This is a genomic window from Mesorhizobium sp. M7A.F.Ca.MR.245.00.0.0 (assembly GCF_003997415.1).
Classification (GTDB): domain Bacteria; phylum Pseudomonadota; class Alphaproteobacteria; order Rhizobiales; family Rhizobiaceae; genus Mesorhizobium.
Genome location: NZ_RZTE01000015.1, coordinates 102,787 through 127,198 on the forward strand (window position 1 = coordinate 102,787; position 24,412 = coordinate 127,198).

At 63.5% G+C, this 24,412-nt stretch carries 18 protein-coding genes and 1 pseudogene (1 of these 19 cut by a window edge); 11 read left to right on the top strand and 8 right to left on the bottom strand.

Translation table 11 applies throughout. The features are described from left to right. Nucleotides 1-3: 3 nt before the first annotated feature. Nucleotides 4-1,257: an ABC transporter substrate-binding protein gene (locus EOB80_RS17440; protein WP_127328756.1), complete on the bottom strand. Its 1,254-nt coding sequence runs from the start codon at nt 1,255-1,257 to the stop codon at nt 4-6. A gap of 192 nt (nt 1,258-1,449) precedes the next feature. Between EOB80_RS17440 and EOB80_RS17445 the strand changes: the two genes are divergently transcribed. The 3 genes from EOB80_RS17445 to EOB80_RS17455 all read left to right on the top strand — a co-directional run bounded on the left by EOB80_RS17445 (nt 1,450) and on the right by EOB80_RS17455 (nt 7,707). Continuing rightward, nucleotides 1,450-2,268: an alpha/beta hydrolase gene (locus EOB80_RS17445; RefSeq protein ID WP_127321150.1), complete on the top strand. Its 819-nt coding sequence runs from the start codon at nt 1,450-1,452 to the stop codon at nt 2,266-2,268. A gap of 131 nt (nt 2,269-2,399) precedes the next feature. Continuing rightward, complete coding sequence (metH, locus tag EOB80_RS17450; protein WP_127328757.1) at nt 2,400-6,209, top strand: methionine synthase; 3,810 nt, start codon at nt 2,400-2,402, stop codon at nt 6,207-6,209. A gap of 103 nt (nt 6,210-6,312) precedes the next feature. Continuing rightward, on the top strand, nt 6,313-7,707 hold the full coding sequence (locus EOB80_RS17455) for a multicopper oxidase family protein (protein WP_127328758.1): 1,395 nt from the start codon (nt 6,313-6,315) through the stop codon (nt 7,705-7,707). A gap of 33 nt (nt 7,708-7,740) precedes the next feature. Here the strand turns inward: EOB80_RS17455 and EOB80_RS17460 are convergent, their stop codons facing one another. From EOB80_RS17460 to EOB80_RS17470, 3 genes are all read right to left on the bottom strand, one after another. Continuing rightward, nucleotides 7,741-8,028 carry a PTS sugar transporter subunit IIB gene (locus tag EOB80_RS17460; protein ID WP_023809203.1) on the bottom strand — a complete coding sequence of 96 codons (288 nt, stop codon included), beginning with the start codon at nt 8,026-8,028 and terminating at the stop codon, nt 7,741-7,743. Nucleotides 8,029-8,045: 17 nt separating this feature from the next. Then, nucleotides 8,046-8,507 carry a PTS sugar transporter subunit IIA gene (locus EOB80_RS17465; RefSeq protein WP_127267974.1) on the bottom strand — a complete coding sequence of 154 codons (462 nt, stop codon included), beginning with the start codon at nt 8,505-8,507 and terminating at the stop codon, nt 8,046-8,048. 73 nt (nt 8,508-8,580) lie between these two features. Beyond that, on the bottom strand, nt 8,581-9,987 hold the full coding sequence (locus tag EOB80_RS17470; RefSeq protein WP_027035737.1) for a PTS transporter subunit IIC: 1,407 nt from the start codon (nt 9,985-9,987) through the stop codon (nt 8,581-8,583). Nucleotides 9,988-10,328: 341 nt separating this feature from the next. Between EOB80_RS17470 and EOB80_RS17475 the strand changes: the two genes are divergently transcribed. Further along, on the top strand, nt 10,329-11,642 hold the full coding sequence (locus tag EOB80_RS17475; protein ID WP_127328759.1) for an NAD(P)H-dependent oxidoreductase: 1,314 nt from the start codon (nt 10,329-10,331) through the stop codon (nt 11,640-11,642). Between the two features lie 67 nt (nt 11,643-11,709). After that, on the top strand, nt 11,710-11,964 hold the full coding sequence (locus EOB80_RS17480) for a type II toxin-antitoxin system VapB family antitoxin (protein ID WP_127321718.1): 255 nt from the start codon (nt 11,710-11,712) through the stop codon (nt 11,962-11,964). 372 nt (nt 11,965-12,336) lie between these two features. On the opposite strand, the gene proC is transcribed toward EOB80_RS17480, so the two are convergent. From proC to EOB80_RS17495, 3 genes are read right to left on the bottom strand one after another with little or no spacing between them, the layout of a single operon-like run. Then, a complete protein-coding gene (gene proC / locus EOB80_RS17485; protein ID WP_127328760.1) occupies nt 12,337-13,152 on the bottom strand; it encodes a pyrroline-5-carboxylate reductase in 816 nt (271 codons plus the stop codon). Between the two features lie 60 nt (nt 13,153-13,212). Beyond that, nucleotides 13,213-14,547, bottom strand: a complete 1,335-nt coding sequence (locus tag EOB80_RS17490; RefSeq protein WP_127328761.1) for an O-antigen ligase — start codon at nt 14,545-14,547, stop codon at nt 13,213-13,215. After that, nucleotides 14,516-15,514 carry a glycosyltransferase gene (locus EOB80_RS17495; protein WP_127328762.1) on the bottom strand — a complete coding sequence of 333 codons (999 nt, stop codon included), beginning with the start codon at nt 15,512-15,514 and terminating at the stop codon, nt 14,516-14,518. Before EOB80_RS17495 ends, EOB80_RS17490 begins: the two co-directional genes overlap by 32 nt. A 172-nt stretch (nt 15,515-15,686) precedes the next feature. Between EOB80_RS17495 and EOB80_RS17500 the strand changes: the two genes are divergently transcribed. The 3 genes from EOB80_RS17500 to EOB80_RS17510 are packed head-to-tail and all read left to right on the top strand — an operon-like array spanning nt 15,687 to nt 18,570. Further along, a complete protein-coding gene (locus EOB80_RS17500) occupies nt 15,687-16,859 on the top strand; it encodes a glycosyltransferase family 4 protein (protein ID WP_127328763.1) in 1,173 nt (390 codons plus the stop codon). After that, complete coding sequence (locus EOB80_RS17505) at nt 16,856-17,650, top strand: WecB/TagA/CpsF family glycosyltransferase (protein WP_127328764.1); 795 nt, start codon at nt 16,856-16,858, stop codon at nt 17,648-17,650. Before EOB80_RS17500 ends, EOB80_RS17505 begins: the two co-directional genes overlap by 4 nt. Further along, a complete protein-coding gene (locus EOB80_RS17510) occupies nt 17,647-18,570 on the top strand; it encodes a DUF6492 family protein (RefSeq protein ID WP_127328765.1) in 924 nt (307 codons plus the stop codon). Before EOB80_RS17505 ends, EOB80_RS17510 begins: the two co-directional genes overlap by 4 nt. On the opposite strand, the gene EOB80_RS17515 is transcribed toward EOB80_RS17510, so the two are convergent. Continuing rightward, a complete protein-coding gene (locus EOB80_RS17515; protein WP_127328766.1) occupies nt 18,567-19,862 on the bottom strand; it encodes a lipopolysaccharide biosynthesis protein in 1,296 nt (431 codons plus the stop codon). The two genes, EOB80_RS17510 and EOB80_RS17515, sit on opposite strands and share 4 nt — an antisense overlap. 198 nt (nt 19,863-20,060) lie before the next feature. Here EOB80_RS17515 and EOB80_RS17520 point away from each other — a divergent pair, with 198 nt between their 5' ends. From EOB80_RS17520 to EOB80_RS17530, 3 genes and pseudogenes are all read left to right on the top strand, one after another. Next, nucleotides 20,061-22,601 carry a Wzz/FepE/Etk N-terminal domain-containing protein gene (locus tag EOB80_RS17520; RefSeq protein ID WP_127328767.1) on the top strand — a complete coding sequence of 847 codons (2,541 nt, stop codon included), beginning with the start codon at nt 20,061-20,063 and terminating at the stop codon, nt 22,599-22,601. A gap of 180 nt (nt 22,602-22,781) precedes the next feature. After that, on the top strand, nt 22,782-23,681 hold the full coding sequence (folD, locus tag EOB80_RS17525; protein WP_127269251.1) for a bifunctional methylenetetrahydrofolate dehydrogenase/methenyltetrahydrofolate cyclohydrolase FolD: 900 nt from the start codon (nt 22,782-22,784) through the stop codon (nt 23,679-23,681). A 20-nt stretch (nt 23,682-23,701) separates the two neighbouring features. Beyond that, nucleotides 23,702-24,412: pseudogene (locus EOB80_RS17530) on the top strand (GlxA family transcriptional regulator); it runs 280 nt beyond the window's last position.

The window sequence follows — 24,412 nt, forward strand, 5'->3', positions numbered from 1 at the left end:
TCCCTACTTCATCCAGGGTTGGAGCTTGAAGGCGCCGGTGGCGTATTTCTCCGGCGAGATCAGCGTGCGCTGGCCATCCCAGATCTGGAAGAAGGTGATCGGAATATAGTCGTCGCCCTGCGTGGCAAGGTGGGTGGCGGGATCGAATTTCAGCCGCCCTTCCGCGACCTGCTTGTCGGTCTCCGACAGCGCCTTCATGATCGCCGCATGGTCGGATGCGCCGCCGACCTTCTTGACCGCATCGAAATAGACATTGGTCATTTCGTAGAGGCCGACGCCGTAGGTGCCGCTCTCGACGCCGTATTTTGCCTTGAACTTGGCCGCCACCTCGTCGGCGCGCGGGTTCTTCGGCGTCGTCAGCGCGCCGCCGAGCAGATTGTAGATGACACCATCCGATTTCTTGCCGGTCAGCTCGACGAATTCCGGAACGCTCGGTGCGTATTGCAGGAAGACGAGGCTCTTGGTCGGCTGCTCGAGGAACTGGTTCAGGAACGACGCCGAATTGCCCGGCAGATAGTCGGTGTTGATGACGACGTCGGGAACGTTCTCGCGCACCTTGGCGAGGATCGAACGCCAGTCGGTCACTTCGCCGAACGGCACGATCTCGTCGACGGTGATGGTCCAGCCCTTCTCCTTGAAGGTCTTCTTCATGCCTTCGGAGATGGTCTTCGAATAGGCATTGTCGGACGAGATGATGGCGACCTTCTTGGTCGGCAAGGTGATCTTGCCGTCGGCCGCGAGCTTCTCGACGAACAGGGTGACGTCGGTGTTGTAGGCGTCGAAGGAAGGCGTCAGCGACCAGCAGCACATGTATTTATCGGGGCTCGGCGCGATGATGTCCCTGGTCTGCTGCGAGGTGGCCGCCAGCATGTAGGGCATTTCCGCTTCGGCCATGTTGTCGATCTCGAAATTGGTCAGGCTGGCATAGCCGGTCAGCATGAAGTGCACGCCCGGATCGCCAAGCAGGCGCTCGACCGCGCTGGTGACGTTGCCGGCGGACTGATCCTTGACGTCGCCGACCACCAGTTCGAACGTATCCCCGGCAACGCCGCCGGCTGCGTTGGCCTCGTCGATGGCCATCTGCACGCCGCGCTGGAATTCCTGGCCGTCCGCCGCGGCAGGGCCGGTCAGCGGCGCAAGCAGGCCGATCTTGACGACATCGGCAAAGGCGGGGGCGGCTGATACGGCAAACATGCCGATCAGCGTCGTGCTCATCAGCATATGGCGAATTCGACTTGCGGCGGATTTGGGCTTCATCGTGCTGTTCCCTGTTTTCCTCCCGTTCATCGGGAGTTGGATAATTGACAATCTAGGCATAATTGTTCTTATTTGAAAAGTATTTTTCAACGCAACCTGGCCGGGAAGATGGTTCCCGCAAAGGTATGGAAGCCGTGGCGCTTTGCCGCGCAACTGTATTAAAACAGGGCAATTCCCCCGACGGAGCGGACAATGGCGATCTCGCAGAAGACCCTTGAAACCAGCCACGGCAAGATCGCGGTTCGCCAGACCAGTGGCGAAGGCACCGCTGTCATGCTGATCCACGGCAATTCATCTTCCAGCGCCGTTTTCCGCAACCAGTTGGACAGCCCGCTGGGCGAGCGCTACCACCTCATCGCTCCCGACCTGCCAGGCCACGGAGCTTCCGCCGATGCGATCGATCCGGAGCGTTCCTACAGCATGGAAGGCTATGCCGATGCCATGACCGAAGTGCTTGGGCTGCTCGGCATCGACAAGGCCATCGTCTTCGGCTGGTCGCTCGGCGGCCATATCGGGCTTGAGATGATCGACCGCTTTCCCGGCCTGCTTGGTTTGATGATCACCGGCACGCCGCCCGTCTCGCCCGAGCAGGTCGGCAACGGCTTCAAGCCGAGCCCGCATATGCACCTTGCCGGGCAGGAAACCTTCACTGACGCGGATGTCGAGGCCTATGCGCGCAGCACCTGCGGCGAGCCGTTCGAGCCGTTTCTCATCGACACGGTGGCGCGCACCGATGGAAGGGCGCGGCGCCTGATGTTCGAAAAGTTCGCGGCCGGCACCGGGCGGAACCAGCGCGAGATCGTCGCCGGCAAGACGCCGCCGATCGCCGTTCTGAACGGCATCGACGAGCCATTCGTCAACACCGATTTCGTCTCCGCTGTGAAATTCTCCAATCTATGGGAAGGCAAGGCCCATCTGCTCGACAAATCCGGCCACGCGCCGTTCTGGGATTCGCCAGATCGCTTCAATCCGGTCTTCGCCCGCTTCCTGGCAAGCTTCGACAGAGCGTAGGTCCGTCGGAAAACCGGCGCCACAGACCCCGCCTTCGAGGCAGGTGGGTGACAATCGCGCGCATCTACCGTATATTGACATAAAGATATCCTTATGTGACATGAAAAGGCCTGTCGCCAAAGGGATAAAAAATGTCGCAGAATTCTGCATCGCTGGACGCATTGTTCGGCCCCGTCGCGGCAAAACCGGACGGCTCGGAAGTGCTTGCCGCGCTGACAGCGGCGGCACGCGAGCGCATTCTCATCCTCGACGGCGCTATGGGCACGCAGATCCAGGGCCTCGGGTTTGACGAGGACCAGTTTCGCGGCGAGGCCTTCGCCGGCTGCGCCTGCCACCAGCAAGGCAACAACGATCTTCTGATCCTGACGCAGCCGAAGGCGATCGAGGAGATCCATTATCAATACGCCATCGCAGGCGCCGACATCCTCGAAACCAACACATTCTCCTCGACCTCGATCGCCCAGGCCGATTACGGCATGGAGGATGCCGTCTACGCGCTGAACCGCGATGGCGCGCGGCTGGTGCGGCGCGCGGCGGTGAGGGCCGAGCAGGAAGATGGCAAGCGCCGTTTCGTCGCCGGCGCGCTGGGGCCGACCAACCGCACCGCCTCGATGTCGCCCGACGTCAACAACCCCGGCTACCGTGCCGTGACCTTCGACGATCTGCGCCTCGCCTATGGTGAGCAGTTGCGCGGCCTGATCGACGGCGGCGCCGACATCATCCTGATCGAGACGATCTTCGACACGCTGAACGCCAAGGCCGCGATCTTCGCAGCGGAAGAGATCTTCATCGAGAAGGGCGTGCGCCTGCCGGTGATGATTTCGGGCACCATCACGGACCTCTCCGGCCGCACGCTGTCGGGCCAGACGCCGACCGCCTTCTGGCATTCGGTGCGCCATGGCAACCCTTTCACCATCGGCCTCAATTGCGCGCTCGGCGCCAATGCGATGCGGGCGCATCTGGCCGAAATATCAGGCGTCGCCAACACCTTCACCTGTGCCTATCCGAATGCCGGTCTGCCCAATGAATTCGGCCGGTATGACGAGAGCCCGGAATTCATGGCCGCGCAGATCGAGGATTTTGCCAGGGAAGGCTTGGTCAATGTCGTCGGCGGCTGCTGCGGCTCGACCCCGGAGCACATCCGCGCCATCGCAGAGGCGGTGCGGAAGTATCCGCCGCGCGCCATTCCTTACATTGAGCCCAAGATGCGCCTGTCCGGGCTGGAGCCGTTCACGCTCACCGACGAGATCCCCTTCGTCAATGTCGGCGAGCGCACCAATGTCACCGGCTCGGCCAAATTCCGAAAACTGATCACGGCGGGCGACTATGTCGCCGCACTCGACGTCGCCCGCGACCAGGTCGCCAATGGCGCGCAGATCATCGACATCAACATGGACGAGGGCCTGACCGATTCGAAGAAGGCCATGGTCGAGTACCTCAACCTGATCGCCGCCGAGCCGGACATCGCCCGCGTTCCTGTCATGGTCGACAGTTCGAAATGGGAGATCATCGAGGCCGGGCTGAAATGTGTGCAAGGCAAGCCGCTGGTCAACTCCATCTCGATGAAGGAAGGCGAAGAGGCTTTCCTGCATCATGCCAGGCTGGTGCGGGCCTATGGCGCCGCCGTGGTCGTCATGGCTTTCGATGAGGACGGCCAGGCCGACACCAAGGCGCGCAAGGTCGAGATCTGCACGCGCGCCTACAAGCTCCTGACCGAGCAGGCCGGCTTCCCGCCCGAGGACATCGTCTTCGATCCCAATGTCTTCGCCATTGCCACCGGCATCGAGGAGCACGACAATTACGGTGTCGACTTCATCGAGGCGGCCGGCGAGATCACCGCGACGCTGCCGCATGTCCACATTTCCGGCGGCGTGTCGAACCTGTCCTTCTCGTTCCGCGGCAACGAGCCGGTGCGCGAGGCCATGCATGCCGTGTTCCTCTACCATGCCATCCAGCGCGGCATGGACATGGGCATCGTCAATGCCGGCCAGCTCGCAGTCTACGATACGATCGAGCCGGCACTGCGCGAGGCCTGCGAGGATGTCGTGCTCAACCGCATGCCCAGGGCCGGCGGCACCGCCACCGAACGCATGCTGGAGATCGCCGAACGCTTCAAAGGCACGGCGGGCCAGGAAGCCAAGGAGCGCGATCTCGCCTGGCGCGACCTGCCGGTCGAACAGCGGATCAGCCATGCACTGGTCAACGGCATCACCGAATTCATCGACGCCGACACCGAGGAAGCGCGGCTTGCCGCCGAGCGCCCGCTGCATGTCATCGAAGGCCCGCTGATGGCCGGCATGAACGTCGTCGGCGACCTGTTCGGCGCGGGCAAGATGTTCCTGCCGCAAGTGGTGAAATCGGCGCGGGTGATGAAGCAGGCCGTCGCCGGACTGCTGCCGCATATGGAGGCCGAGAAGCTGGCCAACGCCGCCAACGGCATCGACAATGGCGAACGCCAGACAGCGGGCAAGATCCTGATGGCGACGGTCAAGGGCGATGTCCATGACATCGGCAAGAACATCGTCGGCGTCGTGCTCGCCTGCAACAATTACGAGATCGTCGATCTCGGCGTCATGGTGCCGGCAGCGAAAATCCTGCAGACGGCGCGCGACCAAAATGTCGACATCATCGGCCTGTCCGGCCTGATCACGCCATCCCTCGATGAAATGGTGCATATGGCCGCCGAGATGGAGCGCGAAGGCTTCGACATTCCGCTGCTGATCGGCGGCGCAACGACCAGCCGCGTGCACACGGCGGTGAAGATCCACCCGCGCTACACCAAGGGCCAGACGGTCTACGTCACCGACGCCAGCCGGGCGGTGGGTGTCGTGTCGTCCTTGCTGTCGAACGAGACCAAGGGCGGCTATGTCGACACGGTGCGCACCGAATACAAGAAGGTCGCCGATGCGCATGCCCGCTCCGAAGCCGACAAGCAGCGGCTGCCGCTGGCCAAGGCGAGGGCCAATGCGCACCGGATCGACTGGTCTGCCTACGAGCCGCCGAAGCCGTCCTTTACCGGCGTCAAGGTATTCGAGAACTGGGATCTCACCGAACTCGCGCGCTACATCGATTGGACGCCGTTCTTCCAGACTTGGGAGCTGAAGGGCCGTTATCCCAAAATTCTCGAAGACGAGGCGCAAGGCGCCGCCGCGCGCCAGCTGTTCGAGGATGCGCAGGCGATGCTGAAGCAGATCATCGCCGAGAAATGGTTCGCGCCGCGCGGCGTCGTCGGTTTCTGGCCGGCCAATGCTGTCGGCGACGACATCAGGCTGTTCACGGACGAAAAGCGGTCGCAGGAACTGGCGACCTTCTTTACCTTGCGCCAGCAGCTGACCAAGCGCGACGGCAAGGCCAATGTCGCACTGGCGGACTTCGTCGCGCCAGCGGAGTGCGGCAAGCCGGATTACATCGGCGGCTTTATCGTCACCGCCGGCATCGAGGAGGTGGCTATCGCCGAACGGTTCGAGCGAGCGAATGATGATTATTCGTCGATCATGGTCAAGGCGCTGGCAGACCGCTTCGCCGAAGCCTTTGCCGAGCGGATGCATGAGAAGGTGCGCAAGGAATTCTGGGGCTATGCTTCAGATGAAGCGCTGGCGCCGGACGAACTGATCGGCGAACCCTATCGCGGCATTCGCCCTGCGCCCGGCTATCCGGCGCAGCCCGACCATACGGAGAAGGCGACTTTGTTCCGGCTGCTCGACGGTGAGCGCAATGCAGGCGTGAGCCTGACCGAAAGCTATGCGATGTGGCCGGGCTCGTCGGTCTCCGGCATCTATCTGGCGCATCCAGAAAGCTACTATTTCGGCGTCGCCAAGGTCGAACGCGACCAGGTCGAGGATTATGCGCGCCGGAAGGCGATGCCGTTGGCAGAGGTCGAGCGCTGGCTCGGCCCCATCCTCAACTACGTGCCGGCACATTATGCCGAGGCGGCTGAATAGCGGCGGCAAGCGTTCAACAGAATTTGCGCTGGTTGCCGGCTTGTGATCCGTGGCGCGGCGGTTACACCTGCGCGGGCAGCCGTCTTTACAGTTGGAGCGCCGAATGACCTTACTCACACGCCGCAGGCTTTTGAAGACGGCTGCGGCTGCCGGCGCGGGCGGGATCGGGCTTTCGGCGATGGGCCGGCTTGGTGGCTGGGCCGCCGCGACGCCTGAGCCGGTGGTTTTGCAGACGGCAAAGATCCAGGCGAAGCTGATGGATGTCGGCCAGACCAGGGATGTGCTGACCTATGGCAACGCCGGAATGCCGCCCGTGCTCAGGATGAAAAAGGGCGAGCCCTTCGCAGCACGCCTTGTCAACGCGATCGACGATCCGACGACGATCCACTGGCACGGTATTCGCGTTCCCAACAAGATGGACGGCGTGCCGTTTCTGGTGCAGCCCTACGTCTACACCGGCGATCATTTCGACTACGCCTTCACGCCGCCCGATGCCGGCACCTTCTGGTACCACCCGCATTGCAACACGCTGGAGCAGATGGGCCATGGCCTGACTGGCGTGATCGTGGTCGAGAATCCCAACGATCCGAAATTCGATGCCGAAATCGTCCTCAATTTGCGCGACTGGCGCCTCGGTGACGACGGCCAGTTCATCGACCAGTTCCGGCCGCGCGATGCCGCGAGAACCGGCACTTACGGCACGGTACGCACCGCCAATTGGCTCGACCAGCCGCAATATGATGCGCCGGCCGGCGGACTAGCGCGGCTGCGCGTCGCCATCACCGACGTGACGCGTATCTACGCTTTTCGCGTCGACGGTGCGGAGGCGAGTATCATGGCGCTCGACGGCAATCCGGTGCCTGAGCGTTTTTCGCCCGACGCCTTGCTGCTTGGACCCGGCCAGCGCATGGAGCTGGCGATACGCATGCCCGACAATGAAGGCGCGATGGTCAGCTTGAGGGACGTCAGGGGCACCAAGCCAAAAATCCTGGCAACCCTGCGCGCGACAGGAAAATCCCTCAAACGGGACATTCGCGATGTTGCTCCGCTGGAGCTCAATCCGGTGGCGGAAGTGGATCTCGCCAGTGCCAGGCATATTTCCCTGGCACTAAGCGCCACGGCGGAGAACGTCCCGAGCGATGGCATCTGCGGTTCGCTTGGCTACAGTTTCTGGGCCATCAACAAAGTGCCGTGGCCAGGCGACACCAAGGACCCGACCGCGCCACTGGCCGAATTGAAGCTTGGCCAAAGCTACGTCATCGACATGGAGAACCTGACGCCGCAATCCCATCCGATGCATCTGCACGGTATGAGCTTCAAAGTGCTGTCATCCTCGACGCGCCGGGTTCAGCCTGTGATTTCCGACACCTATCTCATCCAGCCCAACGAGAAGGTTCAGCTCGGCTTCGTCGCCGACAATCCCGGCGATTGGCTGCTGCACTGCCACATCATCGAGCACCAGAAATCGGGAATGACGAGCTACGTCAGGGTGGTGTGAAGCCGCGTCAGCCTGCGCGTAGCGTCGGTGCCGTCATTTGCGCAATTGCGCCTCGATCTCGTCGAGCACCTTGTCCTTGCCGATGCCGGTGAGGAAGGCGAGGCCCTTGATCACCGGCTTGGTGACCGAAGCGGAGATCGGGGTGGTTGCGACGATGAAGTCGACATTGTCGGCCAGTCCGGGCACTTCGGTGGCCTTCGCCTGCTGGGCATTGAAGGTGAGGCCGCGTTTCTTCATTTCCTCGGTGACGGCGACATTGACCGCGGTCGAGGTGGCGATGCCCGTGCCGCAGGCAAAGAGAATGGTTTTCTGTCTGGACATCTCTGCTTCTCCTTGTTTCAGCCGAGTACGGCTCGCACGTCTTCGAGGGTTCTGGCCGACCTCAAATCATCCAAGGCTTGCGGGTTCTGGATGGTGGCCATGACGGCCTGCAGCGCCTCAATCTGCTTGTCCTTGTCGTTGATGGCAAGCAGGAAGACGAAGCCGACCGGCAGCATCTCGTCGGGATCCTCCATGTTGGCGAAGGTCACTGGTTGCTTCAATGTGCCCATCGCGATGCCAGGCTTCAGCACATGCTCCGGATCGGTGTGCGGCACCGCGACATTATCGGAGCGTTCCAGCGGCAGTCCGGTCGGGATGGTCAATTCGCGGCGCACGACCGCGTCGGCATAGCTGCTTTTGACATAGCCAAGTCTCTCCAGCCGGCCCGCCAGGATGCGGATGATCTCCTCATTGGTCGAGGCATCGGATCCGAGCACGATCGCGTCAGGGTCCAGAAGCTGCATGAGTCCGTCGGACATTCTTTGCTCCGTCTATGAAATCGTGCGCCCCGGGAAGGGCGCACGATCGGTTTGAGGGTGGACGCTATCAGGTTCAGGCCGTCTCTTCGGCCGGCTCGTCCTCGGCGCCCGCGGCCCGCTCCCAGCCGAGCGGATTGCGGCGGTAGAGGACAAACAATGCCGCGATAACCACCGCGATCACGATGATGCCGACAAGCCCCATCCCCTGGATAGCCTCGATGACCACGTAAGGCACCCACAGGAAGCCGTCGACCACCGAGGTGATCTGCAGTGCGTCCGCCGGCAGCTTGAAGCCCGACGAGACTGCTGCGCTGGTGAACAGCGGCGCCAGCGCGTTGGCGACGTAGAAGCCGATGGCCAGCGTCACCGTGCCGATCACCACCATGCGGAACACGTTGCCTTTGACCAGCGGCGCGGTCATGGCGACGATGAAGGGGATGACCGCGAGGTCGGCGAACAGGATGACGCGGTTGCCCGGCAGGATGATGGACAGAATGATCGCGATCGGCACCAGGATCAGCGACGACGAGATCGCGGCCGGATGGCCGATCAGGATCGCCGAATCGAGACCAACGAGAAGCTCTCGGTCACCGGTGCGTTTGCGCACGAACGCCTGTGCGGCATCGGAGACGGGGATCAGCCCCTCCATCAGGATCTTGACCATGCGCGGCAGCAGCAGCATCACCGCGGCCAGCGTCATGCCGGTGCCCAGGACCTTGGCCAGTACCACGCTGAGATCACCCGCATTGTAGAAGGCGATCGCACCAAGCACGAGGCCGATGATGAGGCCCATCACGACAGGTTCGCCGAACACGCCGAACCTGCGCTCGATGGTGTCCGTGTTGATGTTGATGCGGTTGATCCCGGGAATGCGGTCCATGATCCAGTTGAGCACAATGGCGATCGGCAGGATCTGTGCCGAGGCGAGATGCGGCACGGAAATGCCGGGCACGCCATAGAACTGCTGTACCGCGCGCGCCGACCAGTCGGCGAACAGCAGCGAGAGTGCTGCGACAAGTGCTGCGACCGCGATGCCATAGGCCAGATTGTCGGTTGCGGCGACCACCAGCGAGCCGACAAAGGCGAAGTGCCAGAAATTCCAGACGTCGACATTGAGCGTGCGCGTCATGCGTGTCAGCAACAGCACGATGTTGACGAGGATGCCGACCGGAATGACCCAAAGGCCGACCGACGAGCCGAAGGCGATCGCGGCCGCGGAGGGCCAGCCGACATCGATGATGTCGCGATGAATGCCGGTGTTGGTGACGATGGCCTTGGCGACGTCGCCAATCGACGTGAACATGAGGCCAAGCACCAGATTGATGCCGATGAAGGCGACGCCGATGGTGACGGCGGCGCGAAAAGCCTTGCTGACCTTGGCGCCCAGAACCACGGCGATGATGAAAATGACAATTGGCAGCAGGATCGTCGGGCCAAGCGTATCGATGGCCCCTTTTAGGCCCGCGAGAACAGTATCCATTTTTCCTCCCCTGGAGCCGCGAGCCTTCGCTCGACGGCTCGCAATGATGCTCCATCCAGCCTTTGACGCCCCGGCGCAAAGACACTCCCCAATTTGCCCCAGAGGCGAATGCTTTCCGACTGTCGCGTCGGTGAACATTTGCCTTTGTTGACAAACGAATGTTTTATTGGGGTTGTCAGCTGCGATGTCAATTGGTTGCGCTTCGGCCAATCGAGCCTCGGCGGACGTCCCCTCCGAGACGATTTCGTGGGAAATTGCCGGTTGCGACCGGGTTTCGTTGGCAAATAGAACCCGTTCCCTGCTATCCGACCCCAAATCACGAAGCTGTGGACATTTCCTGCATGACCAACGTCGCCCTGACCGGCCTTGCCCGCGATCTCGCCAGGCGTGCCGCCGAGGGCCGCCCGGTGCGCATTGGCGTCATCGGCTCGGGCGAAATGGGCACCGATCTGGTCACCCAAGGCATGCTGATGCCAGGCATTTCGATCTGCGCCGTCTCGACGCGCCGCCCGCACACCGCGCGCGATGCCATCCGTATCGCCTATGGCGACGAAGCCATGGCCGTCGAAGCCGACACCGCGTCGAAAGTCACCGGAGCCATCGAGAGCGGCAAGATCGCCATCACTTCGAACGAGATGCTGGTCACCAATCCGGTGATCGACGTCGTCATCGACGCCACCGGCAAGCCGGGTGTCGCCGCCGATTTCGACCTCATGGCGATGGAGCATGGCAAGCATCTGGTGATGATGAACGTCGAGGCCGACGTCACCATCGGCTGCTACCTCAAGCAGCAGGCCGACCGGCTTGGCGTCGTCTATTCGGTGGGTGCGGGCGACGAGCCGTCGAGCTGCATGGAACTGATCGAATTCGCGTCGGCGCTCGGGCTGACCATCGTCTCGGCCGGCAAGGGCAAGAACAACCCGCTCAACCACGATGCCGTACCGGACGACTATCGCGCCGAAGCGATCCGCCGCAACATGAACCCACGCATGCTGGTCGAGTTCGTCGACGGTTCCAAGACCATGGTCGAGATGTGCGCCATCGCCAACGCCACCGGGCTGGTGCCCGACGTGCCCGGTATGCACGGCCCCAAGGCCGACCGCGATGACCTCGCCAAGGTGCTGATCCCGCGCGAGGATGGCGGTCTGTTGCTCAGGAAAGGCGTCGTCGACTACACGGTCGGCAAGGGCGTCGCGCCTGGCGTGTTCGTCATCGTCGAGGCGACGCATCCGCGCATCATCGAGCGCATGGACGATCTGCATATCGGCCACGGCCCCTACTACAGCCTGTTTAGGCCCTATCATCTGACCTCGCTGGAGGTGCCGCTGACCGCCGCCCGCATCATGCTTTTCGGCAAACCCGACATGGTGCCGCTGCCGCGGCCCGTTGCCGAAGTCTGCGCCGTCGCCAAGCGCGACCTTGCCGCCGGCGAGACCTTCGATGCGATCGGCGAGACCTGTTACCGCTCCTGGACGATGACCGTCGGCGAAGCCCGTGCCCAGCGTGCCGTGCCGGTCGGCCTGCTCGAGGGCGGCAAGGTGCTGAAACCGGTCAGGAAGGGTGAGTTGCTGACGTCGGACAATGCGGCGCCCGACCAGACGACAAGGCTGTTCGCCTTGCGCCAGCTTCAGGACGAGATGCTGTACGGGGCCTGAAAGGACCACGCTGGCGCTGCTACGACAAATGATAGATTGTGGGGCAAATGTCGCCAAGGTCGGTCACATGAACCTTCGAATCAGGAATCCGCTTGCCCGCGAACTGGCTCGCCAGCTTGCCGCCAAGCGCAAGGTTTCCATGACCAGAGCGGTTATCGAAGCGCTTGAAAGTGAACTGAAGCGGGAAAACGCCCGTATGCCTTTGGCGGAACGGCTGGCTGCAATCGCCGATGATTTGAGGTCCAAAGCGGGCAAGGCTGGCCGGGTCGTGAGCAAGAATGAGATCGATGCCATGTGGGGTGGCGGCCAGAATGACGCCTGACAGGTGCACAGGGGTTGTCACGTTGGAAGGCCTGCTGGCAGCTCGGATTTCGTCGTTCGTTTCGATGGATCATCGTAGACATTCGGGATTGACCGGAGCCTTCCCAACTTCGTCATCCACGGGCGGAGCAGGAGCGAAGCGACGTCGCGGAGACCCGAGGATCCATGCCGTGATCTTGGTCGAGGAATGCAGCGGAGCAGAATTCTGCACCGCAGCAGCGCTTTGAAGTCGCGGCATGGATCCTGGGGTCTGCGCCGCGTCGCTGCGCTCCTTGCTTCGCCCCAGGATGACGAAGCGATGTGCATTTCCGCCAAGCCATCAACGCAAGCACGTCCGACCCATCAAAACTTCGGCAGGGGAGGAACTGGCTGCTTACTTCCCCAGTTCGACCGACCGCAGCCGCGCAGCCTCCACCGCCTCTGTGAGAAGGCGCGTCAGCCGGTCCTCGCCCATCAGCACGTCTAGCGCCGCGGCCGTCGTGCCGTTGGGGCTGGTGACCTGCTGGCGCAGCACGCCCGGTTCCTCGCCGCTTTCGGCGGCGAGCGAGGCGGCGCCATAGACTGTCTGCATGGCGAGCAGCTTGGCGGTCGCCGTTGGCAGCCCGGCCTTCTCGGCGGCCACGGTCAGCGCTTCGATGAAATGGAAGATGTAGGCCGGCCCAGATCCGGAGACGGCGGTCACCGCATCCATCAGGCCCTCATCGTCGATCGTGGTCACTTCGCCGCTCGCCGACAAAAGATCGGCAACGAAACGCTTGGTATCATCCGACACGAGCTTGTTGGAGAACACCACCATCATGCCCTTGCCGATTGCCGCGGGTGTGTTGGGCATGCAGCGCACGATCGGCGCGCGGTTGCCGAGGATTTCCTCGAAGGTGCTGGCCGGCGTGCCGGCGGCGATGCTGACGAAGGTGGTGCGGCCATCGCCGAAACGCTTGTAGGCGGAGGTGACATCGCGGATCACCTGCGGCTTCACCGCGATGACGACGAGATCGGGCACGGCATCGGCCGGGATGCTGCCGGCATCGGCTGATGTCGCGCAGCCCAGCGTGGCCGCGCGATTGCGCAGATCGGCATTGGGCTCGACCACGAAAACCGCTGATGGCGCAAGCTTACCGGATTTCAGCCAGCCTGAGAGCATGGCGTAACCCATATTGCCGCAGCCGGCGAGAACAAGCCTGATCGTCATCAAAAGCCCTCCGAAGGAAGGCTTTCACATAGACGCTGGCGCTTCCCTGGGGAAGCCCTGTCAAGATCGCGAGCCGCGATCGGGATCGCGCACTGCCATCGGCCGCAGCGAGACATGCCTGAGGCCAAATACGCCGAGCACGAAGAACAGCCAGACCGGGTCGCCGCGATGGAAGAAGAAGCTTTCGAGAAAAGCGTTCAGCGCCGTGAACAGCACCACCATCATGAAGAAGTCGCCGAGAAAAATGTTTTCCCTGCGCAACGGAATGCGCATGTAGTCGCGCAGCGGCGCGATGAGGAAGGTGTAGACCGCCACACACAGTGCCGGGATGCCCATCAGCACGGCGATGTCGAGATAGCCGTCATGGCCGTGAACGATGGTTCTGATATCCCACGGCCGGTCGAAGGGCTGGTCCTGGTTGAGCAGCAAGGGCGTGCCCCAGAAGCTCTCATATCCGTAACCGGTCCATGGCTTCTTCGCCAGCATGCTGCCGGCGAACTCCCACAGCGTCGTGCGGCCCGTATAGGTCATGTCCGGGAAATAGATCGCCGCGAGATGTTTTACCGGCGGCAGGAAGACGATGCCCAGCGTGCCGACCGCTGTCGCGACGATCGCCAGCGCAAACAGGATCGGCGTGCCGAGCCGCATGCCTATCAGGCTCGGGAACATCACGATCAGAATCGAGAACGGCACCAGGCCGGCTGTCGTCTTGGAGCCGGTGTGCAGCATGAAGATCATCGCTGCGAAGAAGATCCCGGCGCCCCAATAGCGCTGTCCGCGCCGGTAGAGATAGAGGCCTGCGAAGCTGAGGCAGGCCATGATCGGCCCGGCGATGTTTTTGTGGGTGAACACGCCGCGCCACAGGCCGGCATGCTCGGGCTCCTGCGAGTCGGCGGTGTGCATCGCCTCGTGCGGAAAAACGATGAGGCCGAGATAGGAAAGGCCCATGACCACGACGGCGGTGAAGATGATCACCTTCGAGAAGGCTTCGGCGTCGCGCGGCAGCACCAGGACCGTCGCCATTGTCAGGATGCCGATCAGGGTGAAGGAGGCGGCGCGCATCGCCGAAGGCGGATCGGTCGACAGGATCACCGAGAGGAAAAAGAAGCCCAGCATCAGCACCCAGGACGGGCTGAGCAGCGAGCGCACCACGCGCGGATCGGCAAAGGCCATCAGCGAGAAGATCGACATGGCGCCGAGCGAACCGAAGCCAAGCTGGTTGACGATGTCGCCGCCTTGACCGGTGAGTTCGGCGCCGCCCGGCTGGAACGGCCGGAAGGACACCAGGATGACGGTGAACAGCAGCGCGGCAATGGCGGTCGCCACGCCTTCGCGCGTGAACGCGGCGCTGAGCGGCGCGCGCTCAGTTTTTCTCAGGCTGGCGGTATTGCTCATTGGCATATCCGAATTCGGCCAGCACGCGGCCCAGCGCCACATGGACGGGGTAGATGGCGATATCAGGCGAGCCGGTCCGCGCCAGCCGGATCAGGCCGCGAAGCGGCGAGGCGGCAAGCAGTGCCAGGCTCTTCAGCAACACCTTGGCGCCGGCCAGCGGTGTGCCGGCGCGCTTCTTTTTTTCGACCAGTGTCGAGATCACGCCATTGCGCAGGCTGCGGGCACGGATCCAGTCGGCTTCGATACGCCGGGCCGGGACGGTTTCATGCACCTTGGCCTCGGCGCACCAGCCCAGCACAAAGCCCTTTTGCGCCGACCGGCTGAGAAAATCGGAATCGCCGCCGCCCATGAAGTTGAATCTGAGATCGAGAAAGGGTGGACCCATGGCGATCAGCACGTTGCGCCCGACCAGAAGATTGCCGGACGAATAGAGCGCCGGCACCCGCTTTGTCTCCCGGTAGGGCGGCGCGAACACCGGATGCTCGGCCCATCGCGCATGGGCGGGGTCGGCAAACACGGGCACCTGCGGGCCGCCGACAATATCGGCGCCCAGCGTTTCGGCAGCCCGGCACATCCGTTCCAGCCACTGCGGATCGGCGATCTCGTCATCGTCGATGACCAGCAGATGCCTGAAGTTCGGGAATTGCAGGATCGCCGTCTGCCAGCCGGCATTGTAGGCGCTGCAATTGCCGCGCTCATGCGCGATGATCACCAGGCCCGGCATCTCGCCGCGCTCGAACAGCGGCAGCGCTGCCTTGGCGCCGGCCCGCGCCTCGGCTTCGTTCTCCATGACGATCACGGCAAAGCGCCTGCCGGTTTGCTGCGCGCGCAGCGACGCCAGCGTTTGCAGTACCTGCTCGGGACGCTTGAAGGTCGGCAAGGTGACGACGGCTTCAACGGCCTCGACGTCAAGCCGCGGCGTGCGTCCCGCGACCGATACCGAACCGTCCGATGGCAAAGGGATCATCCGTGTCCAGCCACATGGTGAGTTGGGCTCTGGTAGCACCACGGTTGATAAGGTTTCGTTAATCACCTTGCACGGAGAACGCCTGCAAGCAGAGGCTTTCGGCCGTCGAATGTGCTCGCTTAATCAAGGGTTCACCGCGCTTTGCTACCGGCTACACCACTGGATAGGTGAGATGCATCTGCTGTTCGCCACATCGATCGTGCCCGACGGTGCTCTCGCCTCGGGCTACGAGATCGCAAACGCTGCGATCATCGCCGCCCTGCGGCGCGCTGGCGTGCGCGTAACCGTCATTGGTTTCATTTGGCCGGGGAAACCCGCGGCCGACCCCGAAAACACCGTGGTGCTGGGTGCCATCGACGTGCGCACGGACAATGCCTCCGCGCGGCAGAAGCTGGCCTGGGTCGGCAAGGCGCTGCTTTCGGGCCTCACCTTCGCATCGGTCAAGCTGCGCGCCGTGTCCGACAGCGATGTTCTCGCTGCCATCGAGCAAGCTGGACCGGTTGACGGCTACGTGCTGAATTCCGTGCAGTTCGCCGGCGCCTTCGAAAAGCTGTTCACCGAGCGGCCTTCGATCTTCGTTGCCCACAATGTCGAGCATCTTTCGGCGCGGGAAAACGCCGCTGCCGCCGGCAGCCTCTTCCAGCGCCTGCTGTTCCGCCGCGAGGCAAGGCTGCTCAAGGCCGTCGAAGAGCGTCTCTGCCGCCGGGCGCGCTTCGTCTTCACCCTGGCCGAGGAAGACCGCGCCGCACTAGGTGTCGCCTCCGACAACCGCTCGGCGGTGCTGCCGCTGGTGACCGGTGCCCAGGCGCCAACCCTGAAAGGCCCTCGCCGCATCGACTGCGACGCCGCCCTGATCGGCACCTGGACCTGGCAGCCGAACCGCATCGGCCTCGACTGGTTCCTGAGCAACGTCGTGCCGCATCTGCGGCCCGATTTCCGCATCCGCATCGCAGGCCACATGCCTTCGGGCGTCGCCTCGAAGCATCCGGGTGTCGAACTTGTCGGCCGCGTGCCCGACGCGCAGGCTTTCGTGCGCGGTGCTGCCGTCATTCCGCTGATCAGCACCGCGGGCAGCGGCGTCCAGTTGAAGACCATCGAAACGTTCGAACTCGGCCTGCCTTCGGTCGCCACCAGCCGTTCGCTACGCGGCATCGACCACCGTCCGGCCAACTGCGTCGTCACCGACGATCCCGTCGCCTTCGCCAAGGCTCTCGAGGCTGCGGCGGCCGACATCCGCGACGTCGACGGCAGCGCGTTCCGGGGCTCGCAGGTCAAGGCGCTTGACGCTGCCATCCGGCTCGGCCTCGAAAAGCTTGAGCCTGTCAGGCAGGAGGCGTTTGCATGAACATGCATTCCGCCCGCGCCGCGTTCGGGCTCGACAAGCTGAAGACGATCCTTGGCATCCCGGTGGTTGCGGTCCGCTGGAACGATGCCATCGCCCTGCTGAACCGGTTGATTGCCGAGCGGCGCTTCACCAAGGTCAGTTTCCTCAACGCCCACAACGCCAACATCGCCTATACCGACCCGGTGTTCGCCGGGGCACTCGATGATTTCCTCATCCTGCCCGACGGCATCGGTATCGATCTGGCGGCGAGACTCCTCTATGGGGCGCCGTTTCCCGACAATCTCAACGGTACCGATTTCGTCCCGGCCTTCCTGCAGGCCTCGACGACGCCGCTGACCGTTGGGCTGCTCGGCGCGACGCGTGTCAATGCCGAAGCGGCTTCGGTCAAGCTGGCCGCCTTGGCGGTGCAGCACAAATTCGTGGTGATCCATGACGGCTATTTCCCTGCTTCGCAGGAGCAGGAAATCGTCGACCGGATCGCCGCGCTTCGGCCCGACGTGCTGCTCGTCGCCATGGGCGTGCCGCGCCAGGAATTGTGGATCGAACGCCACATCGACGCGCGCCACTGCACGCTGCCGATCGCCGTCGGCGCGTTGCTTGATTTCCTGAGCGGCGCGGTGCCCCGCGCGCCCTTGTGGATGCGCCGGCTGCGGCTCGAATGGCTGTTCCGGTTGGCTGTCGAACCGAGCCGCCTGTGGCGCCGTTATGTGGTCGGCAACCCACTGTTCCTGCTGCGCGTCGTCAGGCAGAAATTCTCGCTTGCGCCCGAAGCCGCGGAGGATGTCAAGTGAACAGCAGGTTCGTGCCAGGCACCGCTGTCGAGCCAGGCCCGCTGCGGCAGACACCGACGGCGGCCATCGTGACGGCAAGCTACGCGCCCGACTTCGAGCGCTGCCGCCTGCTGTGCGAGACACTTGATCGCCACGTTTCGGGCGCGGCGCACCATTACATCCTGGTCGAACATCGCGACGTCAGGCTGTTTCGCCAATTGGAAACCGGCCGCCGCACGGTCGTCGACGAGCGTGAATTGCTGCCGCGCTGGCTGCACGCATTTGACGATCCGCTCAGCCTGTTTCGCCGGCGCGTCTGGCTCAGCCTGAAGACCCAGCCGCTGCGTGGCTGGCACGTGCAGCAATTGCGTCGCATCGCCATCTCGGCGCATGCATCTCAAGATGTGCTGATCTTCTGCGATTCCGATGTTGCCTTCCTCAAACCTTTCGACTGCGCCGCCTTCTGGCGCGACGGCAAGGCGCGGCTGTTCCGCCGCGACGGCGTGCTGGCGGACGAAGGTCATGAGGAGCATCGCATCTGGTCGCGCAACGCGGGGTCGGCACTCGGCATCGATCCGTCCCGGACATCGGTCCACGACTACATCTCGACGCTGATCGCCTGGCGGCGCGACACCGTGCTGGCCATGTGCGGCGAGATCGAGAAGGTCCATGGTCGCAACTGGGTCGAGGTCGTCGGCTCGGCGCGCAAATTCTCCGAATGCATGATCTACGGCCGCTATGTCGACGATTTGCTACAGGGTGCCGGCCACTTCCACGGTTCGGAGGAGTTCTGCCGGGTGCACTGGACCGGCGAGGCGCTGTCGGACGACGAGTTCCGCCGCTTCGTTGCCGCCATGGCGCCGGAGCAGGTGGCGATCGGCATGCAATCCTTCATCGGCACCGATATCGGCCGCATCCGCCGTTTGATCGGGCTGGATTAGATGGGCTTTGCCGGTTTACGCATCGCCGAATAGGTGAGCAGCGTCGAGGCGAGATACAAAAGCAGGAAGACGACATTGAGCGACAGCACCAGGTTCGGCGTGTCGAGGATGGTCGTCAGCACATAGGTCAAAAGCAGCGCCTTCAGTGCGGCGAGCAGACCGAGATTGAGCGCCCGCACCAGCGTCTGGCCGCGCGCGAACAAAAGCTCGGCCTGATATTCGACCAGATTGCGCAAGCCAGGCACGCAGATCGCCAGCACCACCAGCGGCGCGGCCTCGGCGACATTCTTGCCGAGCGCATTGGGGAAGAAATGTAGCACGATGCCAAGCGTCAGCAGCGCTGCCGTGGAGACCGCGAACACACCGCCTTCGATGCCGCTCTTGACCGCCAGCCGTGACAACAGTTCCGGTGCGCGCATCATGCGCTGCACCAGCATCATCGAGAAGGTGCGGATCGGAATGGCGGTCAGGTCTACCAGCCGCATAATGATGGCGTAGATGCCAGCCAGATGCGGGCCGCCGATCGCCAGCACCAGCAGCTTGTCGAACTCCATCTGCAGGTAGAACAGCACTTCGGCGCCGGCCACGTAGATGGAATCGGCCAATCGCCGAAGATACAGTTCGACGCGCAGCCGCAGCTTCTGGCGCGGGTAGAAGAAGCCGAAGGCGATCAGCAGCGAGGCGGCATTGGCGCCGATATAGAACCAGGACCATATCCAGACACTGTGTTGTGCTGAGAACATGAACAGCACCGCGCCGAGCGCCCGCAGCGCTGTCGCCAGGATGGCCAGCAGCGCGGCGCGACCGAATTTGCCCAGGCCATTGTTGACGATCAGCGCTACCTCGACCGGCCGCCACAGCAGCGCTTCGGCAAAGACGATTGCCGCAAACACCGACAGCGGCACGGTGTCGGCGAAGAAAAGCAGATAGACGCCGAACGAGGCCGCGGCCAGCAGCGGCAGCGACAGCGCGCCGAGCAGCAGGAAGCCGGCGGAAAAGGTGCCGATCAGATTGGGGCGGATGGTGGCGGTGCGGTAGAGCGCCGAGATGAACCCGAAGGCGAGGATGCGCGACAGCATGACACCGGCCGCCGAAGCGGTGGCGAACATGCCGAATTCGGAAATGGACAGCGTGTTGGCCAGCGCGATGAAATAGGCCAGCGAAAACACCAGTCGCCCGCCGGCGCCGCTGATCGCCGAGAAATAGTCGCGAAGCAGCCCCCGTCGTTCGGCCAAAAAGCTGCCGATCCGGGCGAGGGGCCGCCTTTGCGGTATGTCACTGGCCTGCGTCATTTCTCAAGGAGAGCCTAGGCGGGAAAACTTAACGTGCCGTTCTGGAGGCTGAGCCTGTGTCGAAAATAGATGCAACCGAAGCGAGAAACCGACGCTTCGGTGCGGGAAAATTAACCTTTTGTTTTCCATGCCTGTTTAGCGTGGCTTAACGAATGGCCAAGCGCCGTTTGCAGGTCGCCAAAGGTAAAGTTCCAGACGATGGTCGACAGGGAAAACCGCGAGGACTGGAAGCGCGAGCGCTCATTGCTGGCGCTTGGCCAGGCTGTGCGCGGCGACGAACCCGACGCGTCCCTGGTCTCGATAGGCGACCGGGCAGACCCGTCATGGCGCGAGGATGCCGCCACGCGTCATCGCCTCGCCCGTTCGCAGCGCGAGGCGCGCAACCCGAAACTGTCGGATCCGGCCGCGACCGACGGGGATCATGAGCAAGCTTACCGCGCGCAAACCACGCCACGGACACAGTCTGGTGCCGCCGAAACCGCTGGCGCCCGTCGCGCCGATCGTGCATCGGAACCTTACGCTGCGGGCGACGCGTCGGTATCCCGAAACGACGGCAGGGACAGCCAGCAGTGGAAGCCGCTGATCGATCCGATGCAGGTCGTGCGCGGTGTCGGCAAGTCGAAGCTGCTGATCGTGACGACGACAATACTGGGCGCCGCGCTCGGCATTGCCATCGCGCTGTCGACGCCGAAGAAATATGAGGCCACCACCGAACTGATCGTCGACCCGCGCGACCTGAAGCTCACCGACCGCGATCTCACCCAGTCGGTCGTCGCTTCCGATGCCACGCTGGCCATCGTCGAGAACCAGGTTCGGGTGCTGACCTCAGGCACCGTTCTCAACAAGGTCGTCGACAAGCTCAATCTGGTCAACGACCCCGAATTCAATGGGCAAGGCGGCGGCGGCCTTAGCGTCATGTCGCTCATCCGCTCCGTCCTGTCGCGCAATGACGGGCCGGGGGGTGTCGACGACAGCCGCCGCCGCGCGCTTGCTGTCGGCAATCTGGCCGAGAGCCTTTCGGTCGAGCGCGGCGGCAAGACCTTCGTCATCACCGTCAGCGCCACCACGCAGAATGGCGAGAAATCGGCCCTCATCGCCAACACGATGACGGATGTCTTCCTGCAGACCTTCGGCCAGATACAGTCGGACACCGCAGGCCGCGCCACCGACGAACTGACGGCCAGGCTTGACGAGTTGCGCAAGGGGGTCGAGTCGGCCGAGCGCAAGGTCGAGGATTTCAGGGCTACCCATGATCTCGTCGATGCGCAGGGCCACCTCATCAGCGACGACGAAATGCTGAAACTCAACGAGCAGCTGTCGGTTGCCCGCGCCCGCACGCTGGAGCTGAATGCCCGGGCCGCTTCGGCGCGTTCGGTCGACGTCAATTCGGTTCTCACCGGTACCTTGCCAGAGGAGATCAACTCCAACTCGATGAGCGATCTGCGTTCGCAATATGCATCGCTCAAGCAGGAGGCTGACCGCGCCGCCATTCGGTTCGGCCCGCGTCATCCCGAACTCCAGGCGCTCAATGCCCAGCTTGCCGGCGCACGCGACCGCATCGCCTCGGAGCTGCGCCGCATCGGCTCGTCGCTGCAGGTCGACCTCAAGCGCGCGGTCCAGCTCGAACAGGATCTTGCCTCTCGCCTGGCGCAGCTGAAGGTCCGCAGCGGCGACGTCAACAGCGACCTTGTGTCGATGCGCGAACTGGAGCGCGAGGCGACCGCCAAGCGTTCCGTCTACGAACAGTATCTGCTGCGCGCCAAGGAGACCGGCGAGCAGAAGGACATCAACACAGCCAACATCAATGTGATCTCGAAGGCCTTCGCGCCGCTCGAGCCGAACGGGCCGTCGCGGGTCGTGGTCGCGCTCGCCGGCCTGTTGCTGGGTTTCGCCTCCGGCATTGGCCTCGGAGCCATGCGTGGCGCCTATGAGAGCCTGCGTGACACTGCCAATTCGCGCTCGCGTCGCGACCATGGCACGGACGAACACCGGACGCCTTACGAAGACAAGGCATATCGGTCAGCGCCGCCGCCGGCGCCGCCACAACCACCAGCGCCGCAGCCATCGACACCCCCGCCTGCATCACCACCGCCTGGCGCGCCATCGCCTGTCCAGCAAGCCGAGGTCTCGCCGGCCGAAGGTTCCGGCCGGATCGGTGCCTTGCTGTCGAGGCTGCACAAGTCCGTCTCACGCAGGCCGTCCCGGGAGGAGCCGTTCGATACCGTTGAATGGGCCTCTGCCGAAAACGCGAAGCCGATGCAGGATCCGCAATACTCCGCTTACCCCCAGTCGGCGCCGGCCTTCGAGCCTCGGCAGGCGGCCGCGGCAGCATACCCGTCGCGGCCTTTCCAGCCCGGCGGCCATCCGCAGCAGACGGCGCAGCCGCCACTGCCGCCTCCCATGGTGCAGCAGCGGCCATATTCCGGGCCGCAGCTCTATCCCTACGCGCAGCCATTGGGCTACGCACAGCCGCCGGCCTATCCCTATCCGCAATCGATGCCGGCCGCCAATGCCGGGCTGCAGCCCGATCCGGCTCAGCCTGCTTCCGAGTCCTATCCACAGCCGTCCCTCCCGCAGCAGCAGGCGCCTCAGCCTCATCAGCGATCGGCGGAGCCGTCGCGGGCCGCGGAGGATGCCGAGCAGCAAGCGCCAATCGAGGAAATCCGCGCCAGCCTGCGCGAATTCCGCGAAGCGGTTCGCGAACTGACCGAGAGCCGCGTGCGGCGTCGCTACTTCTGAGCCACAAAAATCTGCGCTGTGACGTACAAAAACATGCCGGTTTCGCGTAAACGGCATGGGACGGCGCTTTGGCGGGATTGCATGTTGGAATTTTCGTGAAAATGCCACGCTGTGAAAGATCGAAAAGCGCGTCGCTTCCGCAAGCGACGCGCTTGGGAATTCTGGTGTTGAGGGTAGTCCATGGCCGAAGTGATTGATGGCAAGAGCGTTGCCGGCGACGTTGTGGGGTCGGTCAAGACCCTGACGGCTGAGCTTGTCGCCAAGGGCCAGGCCAAGCCGGGTCTTGCCGTGGTTATCGTCGGCGAGGACCCGGCCAGCCAGGTCTATGTCGCGTCCAAGTCGCGCACCGCCAAGGAATGCGGCTTTCATTCCGTCCAGCACACGCTGCCGGCCGAAACCTCGGAACCGGCGTTGCTGAAGATCATCGGCGATCTCAACGCCGATCCGGCCATCAACGGCATCCTCGTGCAGCTTCCGCTGCCGGCCCATATCGACGCCGGCAAGATCATCCAGACCATCGCGCCGGAAAAGGATGTCGACGGCTTCCATTTCATCAATGTCGGCAAGCTCGGCACCGGTGAACTCGAGACAGCCTTCGTGCCTTGCACGCCGGCCGGCTCTATGCTTCTGATCGAGCGGGTGCGCGGCAAGGATCTGTCCGGCCTCAACGCCGTCGTCGTCGGCCGCTCCAACATCGTCGGCAAGCCGATGGCCAACCTGCTGCTTGCCGCCAACTGCACCGTCACCATCGCCCACAGCCGCACCAGGGATCTGCCCGCCTTGGCCCGCACCGCCGATATCCTTGTCGCGGCCGTCGGCAGGCCGGAGATGATCAGGGGTGATTGGGTGAAGCCCGGCGCCACCGTCATCGATGTCGGCATCAACCGCATTCCGGCGCCGGAAAAAGGCGAGGGCAAGTCCCGCCTCGTCGGCGATGTCGCCTATGCCGAAGCGGCTAAGGCCGCCGGCGCCATCACGCCGGTTCCCGGCGGTGTCGGGCCGATGACCATTGCCATGCTGATGGCCAATACGTTAGCCTCGGCCTACCTAGCGGCCGGATTGAAACGGCCGTCCTTCTGACCCGCCAGAAAGCCGCAGCTTTGCCGAACCCCAGTGTTCCCTCAGAACGGCCGGTCATCACGGACCCCGTTCAAGGCGGGCGGCAGTTCGCATTCCTGCTGGTAGACAAGTTCTCCATGTTCTCGCTGGCTGCCGCGATCGATACGTTCCGCTCGGCGAACCGGTTGCTTGGCCGCGACTTCTACGGCTGGACGACGGTGTCGGCCGATGGCGATCCGGTGATGGCTTCCAATGGCCTGCCGCTTAAGATCGACTACGCCGTTGCCGACCTGCCGCCGGTCGATATCCTTTTCGTCTCGGTCGGGCTGACGACGGAATTTCCCGGCAAGAGCAAGGTGCTGGCGGCACTGCGCAGCTGGGGCCGGCGCGGCAATGCGCTGGGTGCCCTGTCGGTCGGCTCCTACCTGCTGGCCGAGGCCGGCCAGCTCGAAGGCTATCGCTGCACCATCCATTGGGAAAACCGCGCCGGCTTTGTCGAACGCTTCCCCGACATCAACTGCACCGGCAACGTCTTCGAGATCGATCGCAAGCGCTACACCTGCGCCGGCGGCACCACTTCGATCGACCTGATGCTGGAGATCGTGCGCGGCGATTTCGGCTCGAACCTCGCCAATGGCGTCGCCAACCAGTTCCAGCACGAACGCATCCGCTCGGCCGGCGACCGCCAGCGCGTCGGCCCGGAACGCGACCTGACCGGCAAGTCGGAGAAGCTCAGGCGCATCGTCGAACTG

Excerpts from the sequence above, each read along its gene's own strand:
- EOB80_RS17445 (WP_127321150.1), top strand. The coding sequence starts at position 1,450 with ATGGCGATCTCGCAGAAGACCCTTGAAACCAGCCACGGCAAGATCGCG.
- EOB80_RS17480 (WP_127321718.1), top strand. The coding sequence starts at position 11,710 with ATGAACCTTCGAATCAGGAATCCGCTTGCCCGCGAACTGGCTCGCCAG.
- EOB80_RS17470 (WP_027035737.1), bottom strand. The coding sequence starts at position 9,987 with ATGGATACTGTTCTCGCGGGCCTAAAAGGGGCCATCGATACGCTTGGC.
- EOB80_RS17455 (WP_127328758.1), top strand. The coding sequence starts at position 6,313 with ATGACCTTACTCACACGCCGCAGGCTTTTGAAGACGGCTGCGGCTGCC.
- EOB80_RS17500 (WP_127328763.1), top strand. The coding sequence starts at position 15,687 with ATGCATCTGCTGTTCGCCACATCGATCGTGCCCGACGGTGCTCTCGCC.
- EOB80_RS17475 (WP_127328759.1), top strand. The coding sequence starts at position 10,329 with ATGACCAACGTCGCCCTGACCGGCCTTGCCCGCGATCTCGCCAGGCGT.
- EOB80_RS17505 (WP_127328764.1), top strand. The coding sequence starts at position 16,856 with ATGAACATGCATTCCGCCCGCGCCGCGTTCGGGCTCGACAAGCTGAAG.
- EOB80_RS17520 (WP_127328767.1), top strand. The coding sequence starts at position 20,061 with ATGGTCGACAGGGAAAACCGCGAGGACTGGAAGCGCGAGCGCTCATTG.
- EOB80_RS17495 (WP_127328762.1), bottom strand. The coding sequence starts at position 15,514 with ATGATCCCTTTGCCATCGGACGGTTCGGTATCGGTCGCGGGACGCACG.
- EOB80_RS17515 (WP_127328766.1), bottom strand. The coding sequence starts at position 19,862 with ATGACGCAGGCCAGTGACATACCGCAAAGGCGGCCCCTCGCCCGGATC.
- EOB80_RS17460 (WP_023809203.1), bottom strand. The coding sequence starts at position 8,028 with ATGTCCAGACAGAAAACCATTCTCTTTGCCTGCGGCACGGGCATCGCC.
- folD (WP_127269251.1), top strand. The coding sequence starts at position 22,782 with ATGGCCGAAGTGATTGATGGCAAGAGCGTTGCCGGCGACGTTGTGGGG.
- EOB80_RS17465 (WP_127267974.1), bottom strand. The coding sequence starts at position 8,507 with ATGTCCGACGGACTCATGCAGCTTCTGGACCCTGACGCGATCGTGCTC.
- proC (WP_127328760.1), bottom strand. The coding sequence starts at position 13,152 with ATGACGATCAGGCTTGTTCTCGCCGGCTGCGGCAATATGGGTTACGCC.
- metH (WP_127328757.1), top strand. The coding sequence starts at position 2,400 with ATGTCGCAGAATTCTGCATCGCTGGACGCATTGTTCGGCCCCGTCGCG.
- EOB80_RS17490 (WP_127328761.1), bottom strand. The coding sequence starts at position 14,547 with ATGAGCAATACCGCCAGCCTGAGAAAAACTGAGCGCGCGCCGCTCAGC.
- EOB80_RS17440 (WP_127328756.1), bottom strand. The coding sequence starts at position 1,257 with ATGAAGCCCAAATCCGCCGCAAGTCGAATTCGCCATATGCTGATGAGC.